We start from the raw sequence: 16808 nt of genomic DNA on the forward strand, positions 1-16808 counted from the left end.
CCTGGCCGCACCAGGTCGGCGTGATCCCACCCCGCGCCTCGTCCTTCCAGCACCGGGCCGAGGCCGACCAGGTGCGGACGGCGGTCGACAGCGGGGGCACCGCGGTGCTCACCCAGGTACTGACCGGGACCGGCGGGGTCGGCAAGACCCAACTGGCCGCCGACTACGCCCGCACCGTCTGGGACAGCGCCGGGGTCGACCTGCTGGTGTGGATCAGCGCGAGCAGCCGCTCGGCCATCACCGCCGGGTACGCGCAGGCCGGGGCCGAGGTCCTGGCCGCCGACCCCAGCGACCCTGAGCGGGCCGCGCACGCGTTCCTGGCCTGGCTGGAACCCAAAGCCGGGCAGAGGCCGTGCCGGTGGCTGGTCGTACTGGACGACGTTGCGGACCCTGCCGATATGCGCGGCTGGTGGCCGCCCGCCAGCCCGCACGGCCGCGCCCTGGTCACCACGCGCCGCCGCGAGGCGGCCCTGACCGGTGCGGGCCGACGCAGCGTGACCGTGGGCTTGTTCACCCCCCAGGAGGCATCCGCGTACCTCACCGCCGTGCTCGCCGCGCACGACCGCCACGAGCCGGCCGACCAGATCAACAGCCTCGCCGCCGACCTGGGGTACCTTCCCCTCGCCCTGGCCCAGGCCGCCGCGTACCTCATCGACGCGAACCTGACCTGCACTTCCTACCGGCGGATGCTGGCCGACCGGGTCGAGAAGCTGGCCGACCTGCTGCCGGAACCCGGCTCGCTGCCTGACGACCAGGTCACCACCGTGGCCGCCACCTGGTCCCTGTCCATCGAGCGCGCCGACACGATCCGCCCTGCCGGTCTGGCCCGCCCACTGCTTCACTTGGCCGCCCTGCTCGACCCCAACGGCATCCCCCAGGCCGTTCTGACCAGCGGGCCTGCCCTCGCTCACCTCACCGCGCACAGCACCCGCACCGGCCAGGAGCCCACCGGGGAACCGGCCCCGGTCACCCCCCGGGAAGCGGTGCGCGCCCTGCGTACCCTGCACCGGCTCCATCTCATCGACCACACCCCGGGTGCCCCCCGGCAGGCCGTACGTCTCCACCAGCTCATCCAGCGGGCCACCCGGGACACCCTCACCCCCGGCCAGCACGATCAGACGGCCCTCGCCGCCGCCGATGCCCTGCTCGCCTCCTGGCCCGAGGTCGAGCGCGACACCGTCCTGGCCCAGGCTCTGCGCGCCAACACCAACGCACTCATACGTCACTCCTGCGACGCCGCCCTGTGGCGGCCCGACGGCCACCGGGTACTCCAACGCGCCGGGACCAGTCTGGGCGACTGCGGCCAGGTCACCGCCGCCGTCGAGTATTTCGAGTACCTCGTGGACGCCACTCGCGAACATCTCGGACCGGACCATTCCGACACCCTGATCATCAGCTGCGATCTCGCCCACTGGCGGCAGGAGGCGGGGAACGTGGCGGAGGCGGTCACCTCCTACACCGAACTGATAGCGCGCATGCGGCGGATCCTGGGCCCGGATCACCGCGCGGTCCTCACCGCCCGGAGTCGTCTCGCCAGCGCGAGGGGAGAGGCTGGTGACGCCGCCGCCGCTGCCACCGCCTACGCCGAGCTGCTGGCCGACCAGAAGCGGGTACGGGGCGCAGACGCCTTCTCCACCCTTGGCACCTGGAAGAGCCTCGCCTGGTGGCAGGGGCAAGCGGGGGACAGGGCCGGTGCGGTCACCACCTTCACCGAACTGCTGGAGCGCGTGCTGCGGGTGCTGGGACCGGACCACCTCTGTGCCCTGACGGTCCGGTGCGATCTCGCCTACTGCCGGGGGGAGGCAGGTGACCGGGCCGGTGCGGTCACCGCCTACGCCGAGCTGCTCCTGGACGCGTCCCGGGTCCTCGGGCCGGACCACCGCGACACCCTGACCATCCGCCACCACCTCGCCTGCGCGCGAGGGGAGTCGGGGGATGCGGCGGGTGCGGTCCGCGCGCTCACCGAGCTTCTGGAGCACGCCCTGCGGAGGATGGATCCGGACCACCCCGCGGTGCTGTCCCTGCGACACGACCTCGCCTACGCGCAGGCGGCCGTGGGAGACACGGCCAGCGCCGTCACCGCCTACACCACGCTGCTGGCCGACAGGGAACGCGTGCTGGGCCCGAGCCACCCCGAGACCCGCAACACCCGGAGCAGCCTCGCCCACTGCCGCGGGGTGGTGGGCGACACGACCGCTCGTCAACCGCACGGCTGACGAGGGAGAACGGTTCCTCCAGCGGCGCGCCCTGCCGACGAGCCCCGGCCGTACGCTGGCGGGCGCGGCGCACTGGGGAGCCGGGGCTCAGACCCCATGCGATCGCGCCCCTCGTGTCAGCCACGGCCTGAAGCCGACGTCAGCTCCCCGCCAGCCGCCCGCGTGCGGCGGCCTGGATCGGGGAGGGACCGATCGCCCACTGGAAGGTGCGTCCGACCGCCGTCGCCAGGGGCCGGTCCCAGCCGGCGCGGACGAGGGCGGGGCGGTGGATGCCGAGTTCGGTGCGGGCCCAGCCGGGGAGCAGCCCGACCGACGCGTTCATCAGCAGGTGTACGACCAGCCGCTCCCGTGGGGTGCGTCCGAAGCGGCGGAGGAACAGCACCGATTCCAACGCCGCCTTCGTGGCGTGGAGTTCAGGACGAAGGCGGGTCAGGTAGCGCTCCACTTCCAGGGAGGTGCGCGGCACGTTCCGTGCGCCCAGGGCCTCGGCCATGGGGGCGGCCTGGTCGTAGTAGGCGTCGCACTCGGCGGGGGTCAGCCGGAGCGGCCGGGGCGCGTAGGTCTGGTGACCGGCGAGGAAGCTGTGCACCTCGGCGGTGTGCACCCAGGTGAGCAGGTCGGGGTCGTCCGCGCGGTACGGGCGGCCGTCGGGGGCGGTGCCGTGCACGCGGGTGTGGATCCGGCGGACGAGGCCGATCACCTCGCGGGCGGCGGCCGAGGAGCCGAAGGTGGTCGTGGTGATGAACCGTACGGTTCCGTTCAGCCGCCCGACCGGGTCGGCGCGGAAGTCGGAGTGCTGGTCGACCCCCGCCATGGCCAGCGGGTGCAGCGACTGGAGCATGAGTGCGGCGAACCCGCCGGTGAGCATCCCGGTGGCCTGCCCGTGCACCCGCCACACCGGATCGCCCGGCGCGATCCCGAACAGGCCGGGATCACCTGACGGCTTCGCGTACCGCTCCAGCCTGAGGTCCCCGCCGTGCATGGTCGCCGTGAGTTCCCTCGCGATCCGTTCCCGCAGTCCCGCCAGCACCGCCAGCACCTCCAGGGGCCGTGTTCCTCAGCCGAGCGTACCGACCCGTCCGGCGAGCACGGCCACGAGGATGAGCAGTCCGCACAGCGGATTGGTGGCGAAGGCGCGCCCGCAGGCTCCGGTGTCCGCGGGGTCGGCCCGCCACACCTGCCATCCCAACTGCCCGGCGACCACACAGAGTCCGGGCCAGTACAGCGGCCCGAGCCCGGCCGTGAACCCGAACTGGACGAGCAGGCCCGCGCATCCCGCGTACACACCGCCCACCAGCACCCGGCTGCCCCGCCGCCCCAGCAGCACGGCGGCCGACCGCACCCCGGCCCGCACATCGGCCTCCCGGTCCTGGCAGGCGTAGATCACGTCCGTCCCCACGGCCCAGCAGATCATCGCCCCGTACAGCACCCCGCCCCCGGGCCCGAGCCGTCCGGTGAGCAGGACGTACACCAGCGGAACCGTCCAGTTGATGGTGATCCCCAGCCACACATGCGGCCAGTGGGTGATCCGCTTCATGTACGGATACAGCGCCGCCAGCGGCGCCCCGGCCGCCGCCCACACCACGGCCTCCAGGCTCCAGAACCCCCACACCAGCGGAGCGGCGGCCCCCACCACGACACACAGCGCCAGTGCCCGCCCGGCCGTCAGCCGCCCGGACGCGACGGGCCGCCCGGCCGTACGCGGCACCTGCGCGTCGAACCGCGCGTCCAGCACGTCGTTGAGCCCGCAGGCGGCCCCTCGCGACAGCACTCCGTACACCAGGAGCAGCGTCCCGAGCAGGAGTCCGTCACGCGGCCCGGCGATCGCGCCCAGCGCTATCCACCCGGGCACCACCAGTAACCAGGCCCCCACCGGCCGGTCCAGCCGCAGTAACTCCAGATACGGCCGCACCCCGGTGGGGCTCCGCCCCACCCATCGGGCGGCACGGCCTTGGACCGGGGTGCGTGAGACGGTGTCCATGGCGGTTCAGGTCCCCTTCCGGGGGATTGCTTTCCTCGTGAACTGTCACACACCGAGGGGGAGTTCGATCCGGCCGTCGGCGAGTCAGCGGCCGGTTCCGGTGGCGGCGGAGGGGCCGGTGAAGACGATCCGGTTGCCGTCGGGGTCGGTGACGGGCAGGACGTGGAAGGCGGTCGCGTCCTGGGCTCCGCCGTGGTCGATGCCCGCCCGCGCGAGCCGGGCGAGGCGTTCGTCGAGGTCGGACTCGGCCAGGACCACGGTCGAGTGTCCGGCACGGCCGGGCTCGGCCCAGACCTGGACGCCGTAGGTGTCGGAGAGGTGCCACTCGGCCAGGCCGTGCATCGGCCGGGCGTCGGGCCCCCGCCCGAACAGCGCGGTGTACCAGGCGGTCGCCGGGTCCAGATCGGTGACGGTCATCTGGGCGAGCAGGCGCTGGATCGTCATGTCGGTTCCTCCGTAGCTCTGTTCGGTGCCGTGCGCGTGCCGGGTGCTCAGGTTCCGGACGCGTCGACGTGAAGGAAGGCGTCCAGCGCGTCGAGCCACGTACCGGTGCCCTGCTCGCGCCAGCTCGGCTCCTCGGCGCCACTGAGGAAGGTGCCCTGCTCGGTCAGGACCAGGCGGGTGCCGGTGCCCTCGTGGTGGAACTCCACCGTGGTCAGTGACACCGTCGTCAGCTCGTCGCCGGTGCTGAGGGTGGAGGTGTAGACGAGCCGCCGGTCCGGGACGATGTCGCGGTACCAGGACTCGAAGACCAGCTCCGGGCCGTTGGCGCGGCGGGCCCGGTTGACCTCGCGTCCGCCGACCCGGAAATCCAGCTCGTGCGTGGCGTCGGCGCCGGAGAACCAGCCGGCCTTGGCCTGCGGATCGGCCCACGCGGAGAACACGCGGGCGGGCGGGGCCGGGTAGTGGCGTTCGAGGCAGAAGGTGGCGTGTGCGGTCTGGTGATCGGTCATGTTCTCTTCCCGTGTCCGGAGCCGGTGGGACCGTCGGGGACGGCGGAGCTGGTGGGGGCGTCGGCGGGGGTGGCGGAGTCGGCGGCCAGGTGGTCACCGAGCCGGTCCAGGTGCTTCTCCCAGTCGGTGCGCCGGGCGGCGAGCCAGGACTCCGCCAGGCGCAGCGCCGCGGGCTCGATCCGGCAGGTGCGGACCCGGCCCGTCTTCTCCGAGCGCACCAGCCCGCACTCCTCCAGCACCTGGAGGTGCTGCATCACCGCGGGCAGCGACATGGCGTAGGGCCGGGCCAGCGCGCTGACCGAGGCTGGTGCCCCGACCAGCCGCTGGACCATGTCCCTGCGGGTGGCGTCCGCCAGTGCCTGGAAGACCCGGTCAAGATCCACCTGTTGTTTAGGCATGTACTTAACTATGACGCCGATCCCTCAATAGTCAAGAGATTGGTTAAGTTTCTGTCGTCGGCGGATCCGGCCCGGACCGGACCACCTGGTGTCCGGCGGCGGGCCGGGAGAGGCCGCAGCCGCTGACGTCTTCATGGGGAGGACGGCGCGACCTGCTGTCCGTGCCCTTCCCCCGTCCCGGCTCCTACGCGAAGCCGACGGGACACTCGACCGGCGCGGGCCAAGGGCCGGGGACTACCCGGAGGCGGCGGCGTTCTCGCAGGCCACGGCCGCGTGGAACGACGCGTGCGACGAGCGTCACGAGCGCGAGGGGTCCGATCGAGGGCCTCAAGACGGCCGGGGCCAGGGCCGGGGCCGGGGCCGGGGCCGCGGTCGCGCAGGAGCACGGCTGCGGTTTCGTCACGCTTCCGCCGGGCTGGGGTGAGCCCCGGGGGCAGCGTGACGCGCGGAGGTCAGGGACGCCGAAGGCGGCTCATGGCCGGGCTCCAGAGCGAGGGAACCGCTCCGTCCGGCGACAGAGGAGCCGTCCGGGCCGGAGCGGGGGACGAAGCCCGGGAGGAGATCAGCTCCCGGTAGTCCGTGTCCAGCTCGGGCGCGGGAGTGGCGCGGGGCCCGCGCACCCGTGAACGCCGCGCCTGCGCCGTTACCCGGTCCAGCTCGGGCGCGGCCTGCGCCGCCAGCCAGTCCGGGCCGTGCAGTGCGCACTCCAGGTCGTCCAGGGCGCGCAGCGGATCCCTGATGTGGTCGGCGATCACCAGGCCACGGACGAAGCGCAGAACGGCCCGGTCGCCGGGCCGTTCCATCCAGGTGCTCAGCGCCAGGTCGCAGCAGTGCAGCGCGATCTTCGGCTGATGGAGCAGCAGGGCCGAGCACACATCCATCAGCCAGGCATCCGGGGTGAACGATCCTCCGCCGCTGACGCGCCAGGACTTCGCCGCGCGATACAGCTCGTACCCCTCATCCGCGTCGAGCAGCCGGAGGCACTGTTCGCGCCACCACGAGGCGGGGCGCCCGGCGGGCCGATTCGCGGACGTTGCACCCATGCCCGGCACTCTACCGACCAGGAGACGCGCCCCCCACCGGAGGCATGGGTTCGGGCGGGGGGCGTACGGGGGGTGGGCCCGGGTCAGGGCCCCTGACCGGGGTATCGGCCAGGCAGAGCCGACCATGGCCGCCCGGCACCCGGCACCCGGCGTCCGGCCAGAGGGCAGCGCGGTCCGCCGACGCCAGCGGTCGTCCGTCACGTGCGTACGGCGCTCGGCCGCGTCCGGCCCTCGTCAGGAGCTCGTAGCCCTGGTCCATGAAGGAAGCCGCGTCCGGCAACGGGCCGGACAGCAGCCATGGAACGGGCGCGGGCGGCGCGAGATCTGTCCAGCTCCCCGCACGGGGCAGTGCCCGGGCTGGTCACCGTGCTGGTGGGCGTGGTCCGAGTACGGCGCCCGAGCCCCAGGTCCCCGTCGGCATGGGACGTCGCCTAGCCTCAGGCCCCATGAAACTGCCCGCTGTGCCCCCGCCGCTCACCGAGGCGGAGATAGCCGAAGCCGAAGCCCAGCTCAAGGTGTCCTTCCCGCGGGAGTACCGCCGCCACTTGTCCCAGGTGAGTGCCGGTGGGGCCGTATCCCGGCTCGCGAAGACGGAAACCGGCTGGTGGTGGGCGCAGAACGAGGAAGGGCGGCGCGATCTGCTGTCCGTGCCCTTCCCCCATCCCGATTCCTACGCGGAAGCCGACGAGGAGTTCTGGCGGCGCGAGCCGCGGGCCGGGGACCACCCGGATGAGGCGGCGTTCGCACGGGCCATGGCGGCCTGGGGCGAGGAGTACGACGCGTTCGAGGACCGGAAGACGGCCGGGGCCGTGGTCGTGAGGGAGCACGGCTGCGGTTTCGCCACGCTGCTGGCGGTCACCGGCCCGCTGGCGGGCACGATGTGGTGGGACGGCCGGGCCACCTGCGACCGGATTCTTCCGCTGTCCCTCGACCACACCGGCGGCGCACGGCCGGTGACCTTCGGCGAGTGGCTGGGACGCGACTCCTGGGACCTGCTGCCGCCGGGCTGGGGATGAAGCCCGGTGCCGTCCGCGGGCCGGTGACACAGGCGGGAGCCGCTGGTCGCCCGCGGCCGGGGGTCCGCAGCCCCCGGCCGCGTCAACCGCCGGTCAGCTCAGCCGTGTGTCGGCGTAGACGGCCATCGCGTCGCGCTGGTAGACGGCCAGTCCGTCGGCGACCCTGTCGAAGTTCGCCCGGAACCCCGGGTCGTCCACGTAGGTCTGGCCCAGCCCCTTGTACGCGTCCGCGCACGGGGTCCAGAACCGGCACACGCCCTGGTAGAGGGCATCCACCTCGGCCTGCACCGCGGGATCGGCGACGGGTGTGCCGGCCGCCATGAACTCCGCCATGCGGATCATCCGCGCCGTCACCTCACGCTGCCACTGCTCCATGCCCTCGGCGGTCATCCCCGCGACGGCCCGCTGGGACTGCTCCCACTGCTCCGGCCACCGCTGGCGTGCCTCCGCCTCGTGGCGGCCGGGCTCGAACCCCTCGAACAGGTTCTCCGGCCTGTTGATCTCTGCCATGTCGTTGCCGTCCTTGCCTTCCTCCAGTTCGGCGATGGTCCGGCCCACCGTGCGGGCGAGCGTGTCCAGGCGGTCGCGTTCGGCGAGCAGCCGCCGGTGGTGCTCGCGGAGCGCGGCCAGTTGATCCACCTGGCTGTCCAGGACCGCCCGGATCTCGCGCAGCCCCAGGTCCAGCTCCCGCATCAGCAGGATCTGCTGGAGCCGCAGCAGATCGGCCTCCTCGTAGAAGCGGTGCCCGTTGCTCCCGGTCCCCGCCGGTGGCAGCAGGCCGATCTCGTCGTAATGCCGCAGCGTCCGGGACGTCACGCCGGACATCCGGGCCACATCCGCGATCGACCAGGTCATGGCCCCGCCTCACATCGCCGGGCCGGTCTCTCCGGCCACACCGAGGACGGTAGAAGTTGACGCAGCGGAAACCGCAAGCCGCAACCGGTACTCCGCGCGTCCGCGTGAACCGCGCGAACCGGGGCGGCCCCGTACGTACGCCCCCGCCGGAGGCATGGTTCCGGCGGGGGCGTACGGGGGGTGGGCCCGGGTCGGGGCCCCTGGCAGAGTGCCGAGTGGGGAGTCAGCAGCTCTGCCAGAGTCGGGTCATGACGCGGACGCCGAAGCGCAGGCCCTCCAGCGGGACGCGTTCGTCCACGCCGTGGAAGAGGCGGCCGTAGTCCAGGTCGTGCGGGAGCTTCAGGCCCTTGAAACCGAAGCAGCGGATGCCGAGGCGGGTGAAGGCCTTGGCGTCGGTGCCGCCCGGGTTGCAGTACGGGACGGGGTGGCCGTCCGGGTCCTCGGCGCGTACGGCGGCGCACATGGCGTCGACCAGCGGGCCGTCGAACGTGGTCTCCATCGCGATGTCGTGGTTGACCCACTCCCGGCTGACCGAGGGGAGGAGGAGCCTGTCGATCGTGTCGATCAGCTCCTGCTCGTGACCGGGCAGGAAGCGGCCGTCCACCCGGGCGGTCGCCTTTCCGGGGATCACGTTGGTCTGGTAGCCCGCGGTGAACATGGTGGGGTTCGCGGAGTTGCGGAGCACCACCTGCATGAAGTCGGAGACCGGTCCCAGCCTGGCGAGGCTGCCCTCGATGTCGTGCTCGTCGAACTCGACACCGTAGAGCCGGGCGGCCTCCTCCAGCAGGGCGCGTACCGGTTCGATCAGCCGGACCGGGAAGGTCTCGCGGCCGATGCGGGCCAGTGACTCGGCGAGGTCGGTGACGGCGTTCTCGTCGTTGGGGGACGAGCCGTGACCGGCCCGGCCGGTGGCGGTGAGCTCCATCCAGGCCATGCCGCGCTGGGCGTTCTCGATCGGGTACAGGCGGCGGGTGCCGTCGATCGCGAAGGAGAAGCCGCCGCCCTCGCCGATCGCCTCGGTGACCCCGGCGAACAGCTCCGGGCGGTGCTCGACCAGCCAGTGCGCGCCGAACTTTCCGCCCGCCTCCTCGTCGGCGACGAAGGCCAGGACCAGGTCCCGGGAGGGCCGGGTGCCGGAACGGGCGAAGTGGCGGGCGGTGGCCAGCATGACGGCCACCGTGTCCTTCATGTCGATCGCGCCGCGCCCCCACAGATAGCCGTCGCGGATCTCGCCGGAGAACGGCGGGACCTGCCACTCGGCGGCGTCAGCCGGTACGACGTCCAGGTGGCCGTGGACCAGCAGCGCGCCGCGCTCCGGGTCGGCGCCCGCGATCCGGGCGATCACACTGGCCCGGCCCGGGGCCGATTCGACCAGCTCGGACGCGATGCCGACTTCGGCGAGGCGGCCGACCACCCAGTCGGCACAGGCGCGCTCGTCGCTGGTCGGGTTGGAGGTGTCGAAGCGGATCAGTTCGGCGCAGAGCCCGATGACCTCGTCCTGGGCCTCGGCGGACGCCGGGACGAGCGGGGCGGTGGTGGTGGGGTCGGGGGTGGTCATGCTGCTCCCACAGAGGTTGTCGCGCGGGCGGCGGGGGCGCTGTCGTCCGCGTCGTCCAGGGCGGAGGTGCCGTACGGCTTCACCCAGCCCAGCAGGCCGAGGACGCAGTACAGGACGAAGGCGGTGGCCAGGGAATTCAGGGCCGGTATGCCGCCGTCGTAGAACTTGCCGACGCAGAACGCGGCGATCCAGATGGCGAGGGACATCGGCACCCAGGTCGGTGAGGAGGCCGGCAGGGTCTCCGAGGCACGGGTCTCGTCCAGCGGCTTGCGCATCCGCTTCACGATCCAGTACTCGGCCACGATGATCCCGCCGATCGGCGGGATCGCCACACCGAGCACGGAGAGGAACTCGGTGAAGTGGGTCATGATCCCGACGGCGGACAGGACCGTACCCGCCACACCGAGGACGATGGTGACCACACCGCGGTGCAGCCGCTTGCCGAAGACGACCTGGAAGAAGTTGACGACGCCGAGCGAGGAGCCGTACAGGTTCCAGTCGTTGATCTTCGCGGTGGACATCAGGACCACCAGGACGCCGAAGACGCCGGAGGTGGAGAGCACGATGTGCGACACCTCGCTGCTCTTCACCAGGTGGCCCAGGAGCACACCGGTCATGCCGACGATGTACTCGGAGAGGATCATCGACGAGGCGCTCTGCACGAAGACGTGCGAGCCCTTGCTGTTGTACCGGGTCATCTCCGGGGCCACGATCGCGCCGGTCATGAAGCCGCCCGCGATGGCGGTGGCGGCGACGGCCAGCGGGATGGTCTGGCCCGGCGGCGGGGAGCTGATCAGCTCGCTCAGGGAGTGGTCCTTCAGCGTGGAGATCACCGACCAGGCGACCATCGCGAAGAACAGCGGGGTGACGATCTTGGCGAAGACGGCCATGTACTTGAAGCCGAAGATCACCAGGGCGGTGATGGCGACACCGGCCAGCACGCACCACATCCAGGACGGGCCGCCGACCAGCGCCGAGACGCTGTTGCCGAAGATCGTGTTCTGGACGCCGAACCAGCCGACCAGGCTGACCGCGATCACGAAGCTGACCAGTGCCGAGCCGTTGCGGCCGAAACCGACCCAGCGGGTCAGCATCGGGGTCGCCAGGCCCTCGCGCATCCCGGCCAGGCCGATCGCGAAGATCACGATCTCCAGGATCACCGCGCCGAGCGTGAAGGCGAGGAAGGCGTCCCCGAAGGTCATCCCGACGCCGATGGTGGCGCCCAGGGTGAACTGCGAGATCGAACCGGACTGGGCCAGCCACTGGAGCAGCATGGACCAGAAGCCGAAGCGCTTGTCACGCGGGACGCGGGAGAGCGCGTAGTCGTCGCTGCCGATGCTCTTGGTCTCGTGGGCCACGGCCTCGGCCTGCGGGGTGGCTGCCATCAGGACTCCTGCTGGGGGGTGCGGCCGAGGGTCTGGAGGTGTGCCAGAGACCCGTAGCGGTGGACGAGGTTGCCGAACTCCACCGCGTCGTGGAAGTCCAGGTGGCCGCCGCCGAAGGCCTTGGCGACCTCGACGGCGTAGCGGGCGGCGGACGCGATGTCCGTCTCGTGGCTCGCGCCCGTGCCGCACCCGGGCACCGCGGCGGCCGAGGTGATGGCCAGGCCGACGACCGGGGCGGCCGTCGCGGTGGCGGGCTGGAGAATCGAATTGATGTGGTGTGCCCCATTACCGTACGGGGTGATGTCCTGCGTGGTCACGGGGTACGTGACCAACGGCTCACCGGTCACCACGGCCAGCAGTTCGCCGAGCCGCTCACTGACCCGGAGCACCCAGCCCTCCTTGACGGTGGGCGAGAGGGCGAGGCCCTTGTGGTTGATGATCCGGTTGCCCTTGGTGGTGTCGATGGAGAGCACGGCCTCCATCTCGTCGGTCACCTCGTGGCGGTTCATGGTCGCGATGTCCACGGGCGAGCCCATGAACGGCACCGGGTCGTGCGGCTCGGTCGGCGCGTCCGGGCAGATGTGGGTGGCGACGACCACGTCTCCGGGCAGCACATCGCCGCGGCGGCGCATGTCGAGCAGCTTGGCGGCGGTGGCGATCGCGGCGACCGCGCCGTCGGCGTCGGAGACCATGCCGGTCACCTCGGGCCGGGCGCCGATGCCGCCGAGCCGGCCGACCACGCCGAGGGTGCGGGCCTCGCCGCCGGACGCGCGGCCGCAGGAGCCCGGGATGCGGACCCTCACGAAGTCCGTCGAGCCCTGCTCGCCAGCGACCGTGGTGACCTCGGCGGACGAGCCCTCGGCCCCGCTCACGGAGTCGAGGTACTCGACCACCGTCCTGCCCTGGGCCTGGGGATCGTCCAGAAGGTCGACGACATCCAGCACGTACTTCAACATGGGGGGCCTTTCTCGCTCATCCGGTCCCGCTGATCCGGGCCCCGGCCGACGCTCGACGGGGGAGAAGCGCGGGGCGGGGTGCTGAGGCCACATTCGGGATCGGATAGCGTTGAGCGCAACAGTTTCCCGTTATTTGCAATTCAGGTCTGAATGGTGAGATGACGATGGCGGACTTCGATCTGGACCGGCGCACCCCCGCCGGGGCCCTGCAAACCGTCGACCGGGCGCTCCTCGTGCTGCTCGCCTTCGAGCGGACCCGGCCCGACTGGGGCGTCACCGAGGTCGCCGAGGAGTTCGGCTGGGACACCTCGGTGGCCCAGCGGCTGCTCGCCACCCTCGCCGGGCGCGGCTTCCTGGTCTCCGACCCGGCCACCCGCCGCTACCGCATCGGCTCCGCCGTGCTGCGTCTGGGCAGGCTCTGGGAGCGCTCCGGCTCACTGGAACTGCTGGCCGGGCCGGTGCTGGAGGAACTGCGCCGGGTCACCGGCGACACCGTGCTGTTCTGCCTGCCGGACAGCTTCCACATGCGGTGCGTCGCCGCGGAGGAGGGTGAGGCCGGGCCGCTGCGCTACTACCCGCTGGTCGGTGAGCTCTACCCGGCGCACGCCGGGGCGACCAGCAAGTCGTACTACGCCTACCTGCCCGACGAACAGCGCCACCGGCTCTTCCGGGGCCGCCCGATGGCCCGCTTCACCGACCGGACGGTCACCGACCCGGACCGCCTGGAGGAGGAGTTCCTCAAGGTCCGTGCCCAGGGGTACGCCTGGACGGTCGGCGAGTACGACACCGGCATCGCCACCGTCGCCGTGCCCGTCTTCCTCGGCCGCGAGCCCTACGGCAGCCTCAGCCTCGGCGGCGCCGAGCAGCTCTTCGCGGGGGCGCCGGAGGACCGGCTCGACGCGCTGCGCCACGCGGCGGGGCTGCTGGAGCAGCGGCTCACCCGTCCGCCTCAGCGCCCGAAGGCGCGCGCCCGCCGCCCCCGTACGACCTGACGTCCGCAAGAGACCGGAAGAGAACCGAGAGGTACCCGATGAATCTGCTGCTGCTCTCCAACTCCACCCAGCACGGCCGGGGTTATCTGGAGCACGCCCTCGACACCGTCACCGCGTTCCTGCCCGAGAGAGCCCGGCTGGCCTTCGTCCCCTACGCGCTTGCCGACCACGACGCGTACACCGCGCGTGTCCGCGCCGCCCTCGAACCGGCCGGGATCACCGTCCGCGGGATCCACGAGGACGCCGACCCGGTGGCCGGACTCGCCGCGTCCGACGCCGTGTTCATCGGCGGCGGCAACTCCTTCCGGCTGCTGAGCGCGCTGTACCGGACCGGTCTGCGCGAGGCCGTGCGCGAGGCGGCCGGGGACGGGCTGCCGTACATGGGGGCCAGCGCGGGGACGAACATGGCCGCGCCCACCCTGCGTACCACCAACGACATGCCCATCGTGCAGCCGCCGTCCTTCGAGACGCTCGGGCTCGTCCCGTTCCAGATCAACCCGCACTACCTGGACCCGGATCCGGCCAGCACCCACAAGGGCGAGACCCGTGAGGAGCGGCTGACGGAGTTCCTGGAGGAGAACGACGTACCCGTACTCGGCCTGCGCGAGGGCTCGTGGCTGCGCGTCGAGGGGAACCGGGCCCGGGTGGACGGCGCCCGGCCCGCCCGGCTGTTCACCCGGGGCGCGCCGCCCCGGGAGCTGGCGGCGGGTTCGGACGTCTCGGGACTCCTCGCGACGGCACCGCGGTTCGACACCCCGGCGCGCTGACCTCCGGCACCGGACCGGCCGTCTTTGCCGTGCCCGGGGGCCGCGGCCCTCTCGGGCGGTGGCCCCGCGCCGGAGCCCTGTCCGCGTCGCGCGGACAGGGCTGGTCGCCGACGCGAGCGCCGGGGCACGGACCGGGGCCGCTCAGGCGCCCGTCCGCACCGGTGCCCCGCCGGGCCGCTGCGGCGGGAGGGGCGGCTTCGCCGACACCTCGTGGCACTTGCAGTTGCATTTCTCGGTGTTGTTGGTGTGCGCCCCGAGCCGCGCCCTCTTCTCGGGGTCCTCGAAGCTGTCCGCGAGCGATTCCCGAAGCTGGTCGAAGGTCTTGACGTACGTGCCGTCGAACACCGTGTCGTCCCTGTTCGACGCGGTCAGTTTCTCCTTGATGGTCGAGAAGGTGCACACGTACTCGGCCACATGCGTGTAGACCTGCTCGTCCAGCATCTTCAGTGCGACATCCCGCTTGCTGTTCACCTCTTCGAGGAGCACCCTCCGGCCCGCGTGAAGCTGTTCGAAGCGCCACAGCATCGCGAAGTAGGCGCACATGACGTCACCGCGCTCCGCCCCGTCGGGGTTGATGTCACGGTTCTGCCAGTGCAGCGACCCCAGAGTGTGCCGGTCCCTGGCCGCCGCGTCGGTGACGAGTTCCGCGTGGAGGCCGCGGACGACTTCCAGCCGGGCGGTCAGGCGTGATCTCCGCCAGGCGCGAAGAGTGACCATCAAAGCCGCGAAAGCGACGATGCAGGACCCGGCCGGGGCCACGACTCGAAGGAGCTCGCTCATTCGATTCCGCCTTCTCTCTTGTGCGGCCGCTCAGGGCAGACGGTGGATCCGCTCCCAGTGGGCCTTGTCCAGAGTGGTGGTGAAGTAGTCGTTGGGGCGGCCCATGGTCCCCGCCCCGGGTGTTGCCGAGGGCAGCCGTGTGTCACGTCGCAGGATGGAGCTGTATCCCTTGAAGACGGCCATCGACATGTGCAGGCAGTTGTTGGTGAGGAGGCTGTAGCCCCTGCCGCGGACGGCCTTGTAGGCGGCCTGGGCGTTACGGACGTTGCCGTCGCGGGTGTAGGTGCAGCGGTAGCGGGTGTAGCCCGCGGCCGGGCTGAAGGACGCCCGCACATTCTTCCAGGTGCCGCCGTGGATCCACGCCTCGTTCCGGTTGAACGAGCCCCAGATCCAGTGGTCCTTCTCCTTGGGCACCTTGACGGCCCAGGCGACATGGCCCGCCTTGGGCACGACTTTCGGGGCGTTGAACATGCACGCCCGGCCCCAGTCGGCCGACCCCGCCCGTGCGGGGGTGGGGGTCGCCACGGCGCCCCCCGCCAGGATCGCCACTGCTCCCGCTGCCGACACCGCCGTCTGCGTCAGGCGCTTGCGCATGCTGATCATCGAACTCCCTTTCTCTCCGTAACCCGTCTCCGGCCTCTGGCTGGCGGCCGGGCGGCTCGGTGTCCGAAGCTTGGCCCGGCCCTTGATGACCTGCACCTCTGGGCGGGCCGGTCATCGAACTGGTCATCAAGCTGTGGAGCGGAGGACGCGGGTGGCGAACAGGCAGGGGCGCAAGGAACGGCCGGTCGATCCCGATGACGGGCCTGTGGAGAGGTTCGCCTGCGGGCTGCGGGAGTTGCGCACGGCATGCGGGAACCCCACGTACAAGGAGATGGGGAGACTCGCGCCGTACTCCTCCTCGGCCCTGTCCGGCGCGGCGAGCGGACAGGCGCCGCCCTCGCCGGAGATCACGCTGGCGTACGTGAGCGCCTGCCTGCGGTACGCGAAGTCCAGCGGTGACCGGATGACCGCCGCGGTCGAGGAGTGGACCCTGCGGCGGCGGGAGCTGGAGGCCGCCCTCGCACCGCCCCCGGATCCGGTCCCGGACAGCGGCACCGCGCGCGGAACGGACCCGCCCGTACCGTCCGGCCGCACCTCCTCGTCACGGCCCGGCGGCGTCCCCGGCGAAGAGCGGGCGCGTGCCTCTCCCCCCTCGCCCGCCCCGCCGGCCGACGGGGGCCCTGGGCGGGACTCGCGAGGAGCTCCCGCGCCCCGTCGTTCGCGCGGCCGTCAGGGGCTCGCCATGGCCGGCCTGCTGGCCATGCTGGGCCTGGCCGTGTGGACCGGGAAGAACCTGGCCCGGCCCGTGGCGGCGGAGGCCGGTGCGGACCGGGGCGGGTCTCCCGGCGGCTCGTCCTTTGCCCGGACGGGGGACGAGCAGGCCGATCAGGCCCAGATCGACGCACTCGGGCCGCAGAGCCGGTGCGGTCCCGCTCGTTCCACTACGGCCGGGGTGCTGCTGCGTACGTGTCTGAGGGTCGAGGACGAGAGGGTGCTCTTCGCCCTGAAGATCACCAATCCCGGACCGGAGGCCGTCGATGTCACGACGAAGCTCAGCTACGTCCGAGCGGGGCAGTACCACGCGTGCCAGAAGGCCGACGGCCTGTGGCGGGGCACCGTTCCCGCCCATGACAGCCAGGTGACCGACCCGGCGGACTGCGTCGCCGACCGCACGCAGGCCGCCTATCAGGCCGATGGCCTCCTGGCCCTGGGGGACACGCAGGACTGGGCCGTGCACCAGCTCTCGCCGAACGCGCACGCGTATCCGCGCGATGTGCGGTGGCGCTGCCGGGGGGACGTCCCGTGCTGAGCCCCGCTGCGGCGAGGGAACCGGCGCCCTCCGGTTCGCGCACCGATGGTCTGCGC

The 16808-nt window shown here is 72.2% G+C and carries 17 protein-coding genes; 5 read left to right on the plus strand and 12 right to left on the minus strand.

All coding sequences use genetic code 11. From position 1 onward, the window contains the following. The first annotated feature begins 20 nt into the window (after positions 1-20). Positions 21-2216 carry a tetratricopeptide repeat protein gene (locus ACFVWY_RS09330; RefSeq protein WP_389868942.1) on the plus strand — a complete coding sequence of 732 codons (2196 nt, stop codon included), beginning with the start codon at positions 21-23 and terminating at the stop codon, positions 2214-2216. 139 nt (positions 2217-2355) lie between these two features. Here the strand turns inward: ACFVWY_RS09330 and ACFVWY_RS09335 are convergent, their stop codons facing one another. The 6 genes from ACFVWY_RS09335 to ACFVWY_RS09360 form a co-directional block, all read right to left on the minus strand. Then, positions 2356-3246, minus strand: coding sequence for an oxygenase MpaB family protein (locus ACFVWY_RS09335; protein ID WP_389868945.1), 891 nt, complete (start codon positions 3244-3246; stop codon positions 2356-2358). Positions 3247-3273: 27 nt separating this feature from the next. Next, a complete protein-coding gene (locus tag ACFVWY_RS09340) occupies positions 3274-4197 on the minus strand; it encodes a 4-hydroxybenzoate octaprenyltransferase (protein WP_389868947.1) in 924 nt (307 codons plus the stop codon). Positions 4198-4281: 84 nt separating this feature from the next. Next, positions 4282-4641, minus strand: coding sequence for a VOC family protein (locus ACFVWY_RS09345; RefSeq protein WP_389868950.1), 360 nt, complete (start codon positions 4639-4641; stop codon positions 4282-4284). 47 nt (positions 4642-4688) lie between these two features. After that, the gene (locus ACFVWY_RS09350; RefSeq protein WP_389868952.1) at positions 4689-5150 is read right to left on the minus strand and encodes an SRPBCC family protein; all 462 of its coding nucleotides are present in this window, start codon (positions 5148-5150) and stop codon (positions 4689-4691) included. After that, positions 5147-5548: an ArsR/SmtB family transcription factor gene (locus ACFVWY_RS09355; protein ID WP_389868955.1), complete on the minus strand. Its 402-nt coding sequence runs from the start codon at positions 5546-5548 to the stop codon at positions 5147-5149. Before ACFVWY_RS09355 ends, ACFVWY_RS09350 begins: the two co-directional genes overlap by 4 nt. A 452-nt stretch (positions 5549-6000) precedes the next feature. Continuing rightward, on the minus strand, positions 6001-6591 hold the full coding sequence (locus ACFVWY_RS09360; protein WP_389868957.1) for a hypothetical protein: 591 nt from the start codon (positions 6589-6591) through the stop codon (positions 6001-6003). A gap of 446 nt (positions 6592-7037) precedes the next feature. Between ACFVWY_RS09360 and ACFVWY_RS09365 the strand changes: the two genes are divergently transcribed. Next, positions 7038-7607, plus strand: coding sequence for an SMI1/KNR4 family protein (locus tag ACFVWY_RS09365; RefSeq protein ID WP_389868960.1), 570 nt, complete (start codon positions 7038-7040; stop codon positions 7605-7607). Positions 7608-7700: 93 nt separating this feature from the next. Here ACFVWY_RS09365 and ACFVWY_RS09370 read toward each other — a convergent pair whose 3' ends face one another. The 4 genes from ACFVWY_RS09370 to ACFVWY_RS09385 all read right to left on the minus strand — a co-directional run bounded on the left by ACFVWY_RS09370 (position 7701) and on the right by ACFVWY_RS09385 (position 12361). After that, a complete protein-coding gene (locus ACFVWY_RS09370) occupies positions 7701-8462 on the minus strand; it encodes a MerR family transcriptional regulator (protein ID WP_389868963.1) in 762 nt (253 codons plus the stop codon). Positions 8463-8685: 223 nt separating this feature from the next. After that, entirely contained in the window at positions 8686-10020 is a 1335-nt protein-coding gene (locus tag ACFVWY_RS09375; protein WP_389868965.1) for a M20/M25/M40 family metallo-hydrolase, read from the minus strand. Continuing rightward, positions 10017-11405 carry a cytosine permease gene (locus tag ACFVWY_RS09380; protein WP_389868967.1) on the minus strand — a complete coding sequence of 463 codons (1389 nt, stop codon included), beginning with the start codon at positions 11403-11405 and terminating at the stop codon, positions 10017-10019. Before ACFVWY_RS09380 ends, ACFVWY_RS09375 begins: the two co-directional genes overlap by 4 nt. After that, a complete protein-coding gene (locus tag ACFVWY_RS09385; RefSeq protein ID WP_389868968.1) occupies positions 11405-12361 on the minus strand; it encodes a DUF1177 domain-containing protein in 957 nt (318 codons plus the stop codon). The genes ACFVWY_RS09380 and ACFVWY_RS09385 overlap by 1 nt, the downstream gene beginning before the upstream one ends. A 164-nt stretch (positions 12362-12525) precedes the next feature. Between ACFVWY_RS09385 and ACFVWY_RS09390 the strand changes: the two genes are divergently transcribed. Beyond that, positions 12526-13353: an IclR family transcriptional regulator gene (locus ACFVWY_RS09390; protein ID WP_389868971.1), complete on the plus strand. Its 828-nt coding sequence runs from the start codon at positions 12526-12528 to the stop codon at positions 13351-13353. 38 nt (positions 13354-13391) lie between these two features. Continuing rightward, a complete protein-coding gene (gene pepE, locus ACFVWY_RS09395) occupies positions 13392-14120 on the plus strand; it encodes a dipeptidase PepE (RefSeq protein ID WP_389868973.1) in 729 nt (242 codons plus the stop codon). A gap of 141 nt (positions 14121-14261) precedes the next feature. Here pepE and ACFVWY_RS09400 read toward each other — a convergent pair whose 3' ends face one another. Both ACFVWY_RS09400 and ACFVWY_RS09405 read right to left on the minus strand, forming a co-directional pair. Continuing rightward, positions 14262-14900 (minus strand): hypothetical protein, encoded by a 639-nt coding sequence (locus ACFVWY_RS09400; protein WP_389868976.1) that lies wholly within the window; start codon positions 14898-14900, stop codon positions 14262-14264. Positions 14901-14930: 30 nt separating this feature from the next. Further along, positions 14931-15494, minus strand: coding sequence for a hypothetical protein (locus ACFVWY_RS09405; RefSeq protein ID WP_389868977.1), 564 nt, complete (start codon positions 15492-15494; stop codon positions 14931-14933). Positions 15495-15654: 160 nt separating this feature from the next. Between ACFVWY_RS09405 and ACFVWY_RS09410 the strand changes: the two genes are divergently transcribed. Then, positions 15655-16752: a hypothetical protein gene (locus ACFVWY_RS09410; RefSeq protein ID WP_389868979.1), complete on the plus strand. Its 1098-nt coding sequence runs from the start codon at positions 15655-15657 to the stop codon at positions 16750-16752. The last annotated feature ends 56 nt before the right edge of the window (positions 16753-16808 follow it).

Source organism: Streptomyces sp. NPDC058195 (genome assembly GCF_042883525.1).
Taxonomy (GTDB): Bacteria; Actinomycetota; Actinomycetes; order Streptomycetales; family Streptomycetaceae; genus Streptomyces.

Excerpts from the sequence above, each read along its gene's own strand:
- ACFVWY_RS09340 (WP_389868947.1), bottom strand. The coding sequence starts at position 4,197 with ATGGACACCGTCTCACGCACCCCGGTCCAAGGCCGTGCCGCCCGATGG.
- ACFVWY_RS09345 (WP_389868950.1), bottom strand. The coding sequence starts at position 4,641 with ATGACGATCCAGCGCCTGCTCGCCCAGATGACCGTCACCGATCTGGAC.
- ACFVWY_RS09350 (WP_389868952.1), bottom strand. The coding sequence starts at position 5,150 with ATGACCGATCACCAGACCGCACACGCCACCTTCTGCCTCGAACGCCAC.
- ACFVWY_RS09355 (WP_389868955.1), bottom strand. The coding sequence starts at position 5,548 with ATGCCTAAACAACAGGTGGATCTTGACCGGGTCTTCCAGGCACTGGCG.
- ACFVWY_RS09360 (WP_389868957.1), bottom strand. The coding sequence starts at position 6,591 with ATGGGTGCAACGTCCGCGAATCGGCCCGCCGGGCGCCCCGCCTCGTGG.
- ACFVWY_RS09365 (WP_389868960.1), top strand. The coding sequence starts at position 7,038 with ATGAAACTGCCCGCTGTGCCCCCGCCGCTCACCGAGGCGGAGATAGCC.
- ACFVWY_RS09370 (WP_389868963.1), bottom strand. The coding sequence starts at position 8,462 with ATGACCTGGTCGATCGCGGATGTGGCCCGGATGTCCGGCGTGACGTCC.
- ACFVWY_RS09375 (WP_389868965.1), bottom strand. The coding sequence starts at position 10,020 with ATGACCACCCCCGACCCCACCACCACCGCCCCGCTCGTCCCGGCGTCC.
- ACFVWY_RS09380 (WP_389868967.1), bottom strand. The coding sequence starts at position 11,405 with ATGGCAGCCACCCCGCAGGCCGAGGCCGTGGCCCACGAGACCAAGAGC.
- ACFVWY_RS09385 (WP_389868968.1), bottom strand. The coding sequence starts at position 12,361 with ATGTTGAAGTACGTGCTGGATGTCGTCGACCTTCTGGACGATCCCCAG.
- ACFVWY_RS09390 (WP_389868971.1), top strand. The coding sequence starts at position 12,526 with ATGGCGGACTTCGATCTGGACCGGCGCACCCCCGCCGGGGCCCTGCAA.
- pepE (WP_389868973.1), top strand. The coding sequence starts at position 13,392 with ATGAATCTGCTGCTGCTCTCCAACTCCACCCAGCACGGCCGGGGTTAT.
- ACFVWY_RS09400 (WP_389868976.1), bottom strand. The coding sequence starts at position 14,900 with ATGAGCGAGCTCCTTCGAGTCGTGGCCCCGGCCGGGTCCTGCATCGTC.
- ACFVWY_RS09405 (WP_389868977.1), bottom strand. The coding sequence starts at position 15,494 with ATGCGCAAGCGCCTGACGCAGACGGCGGTGTCGGCAGCGGGAGCAGTG.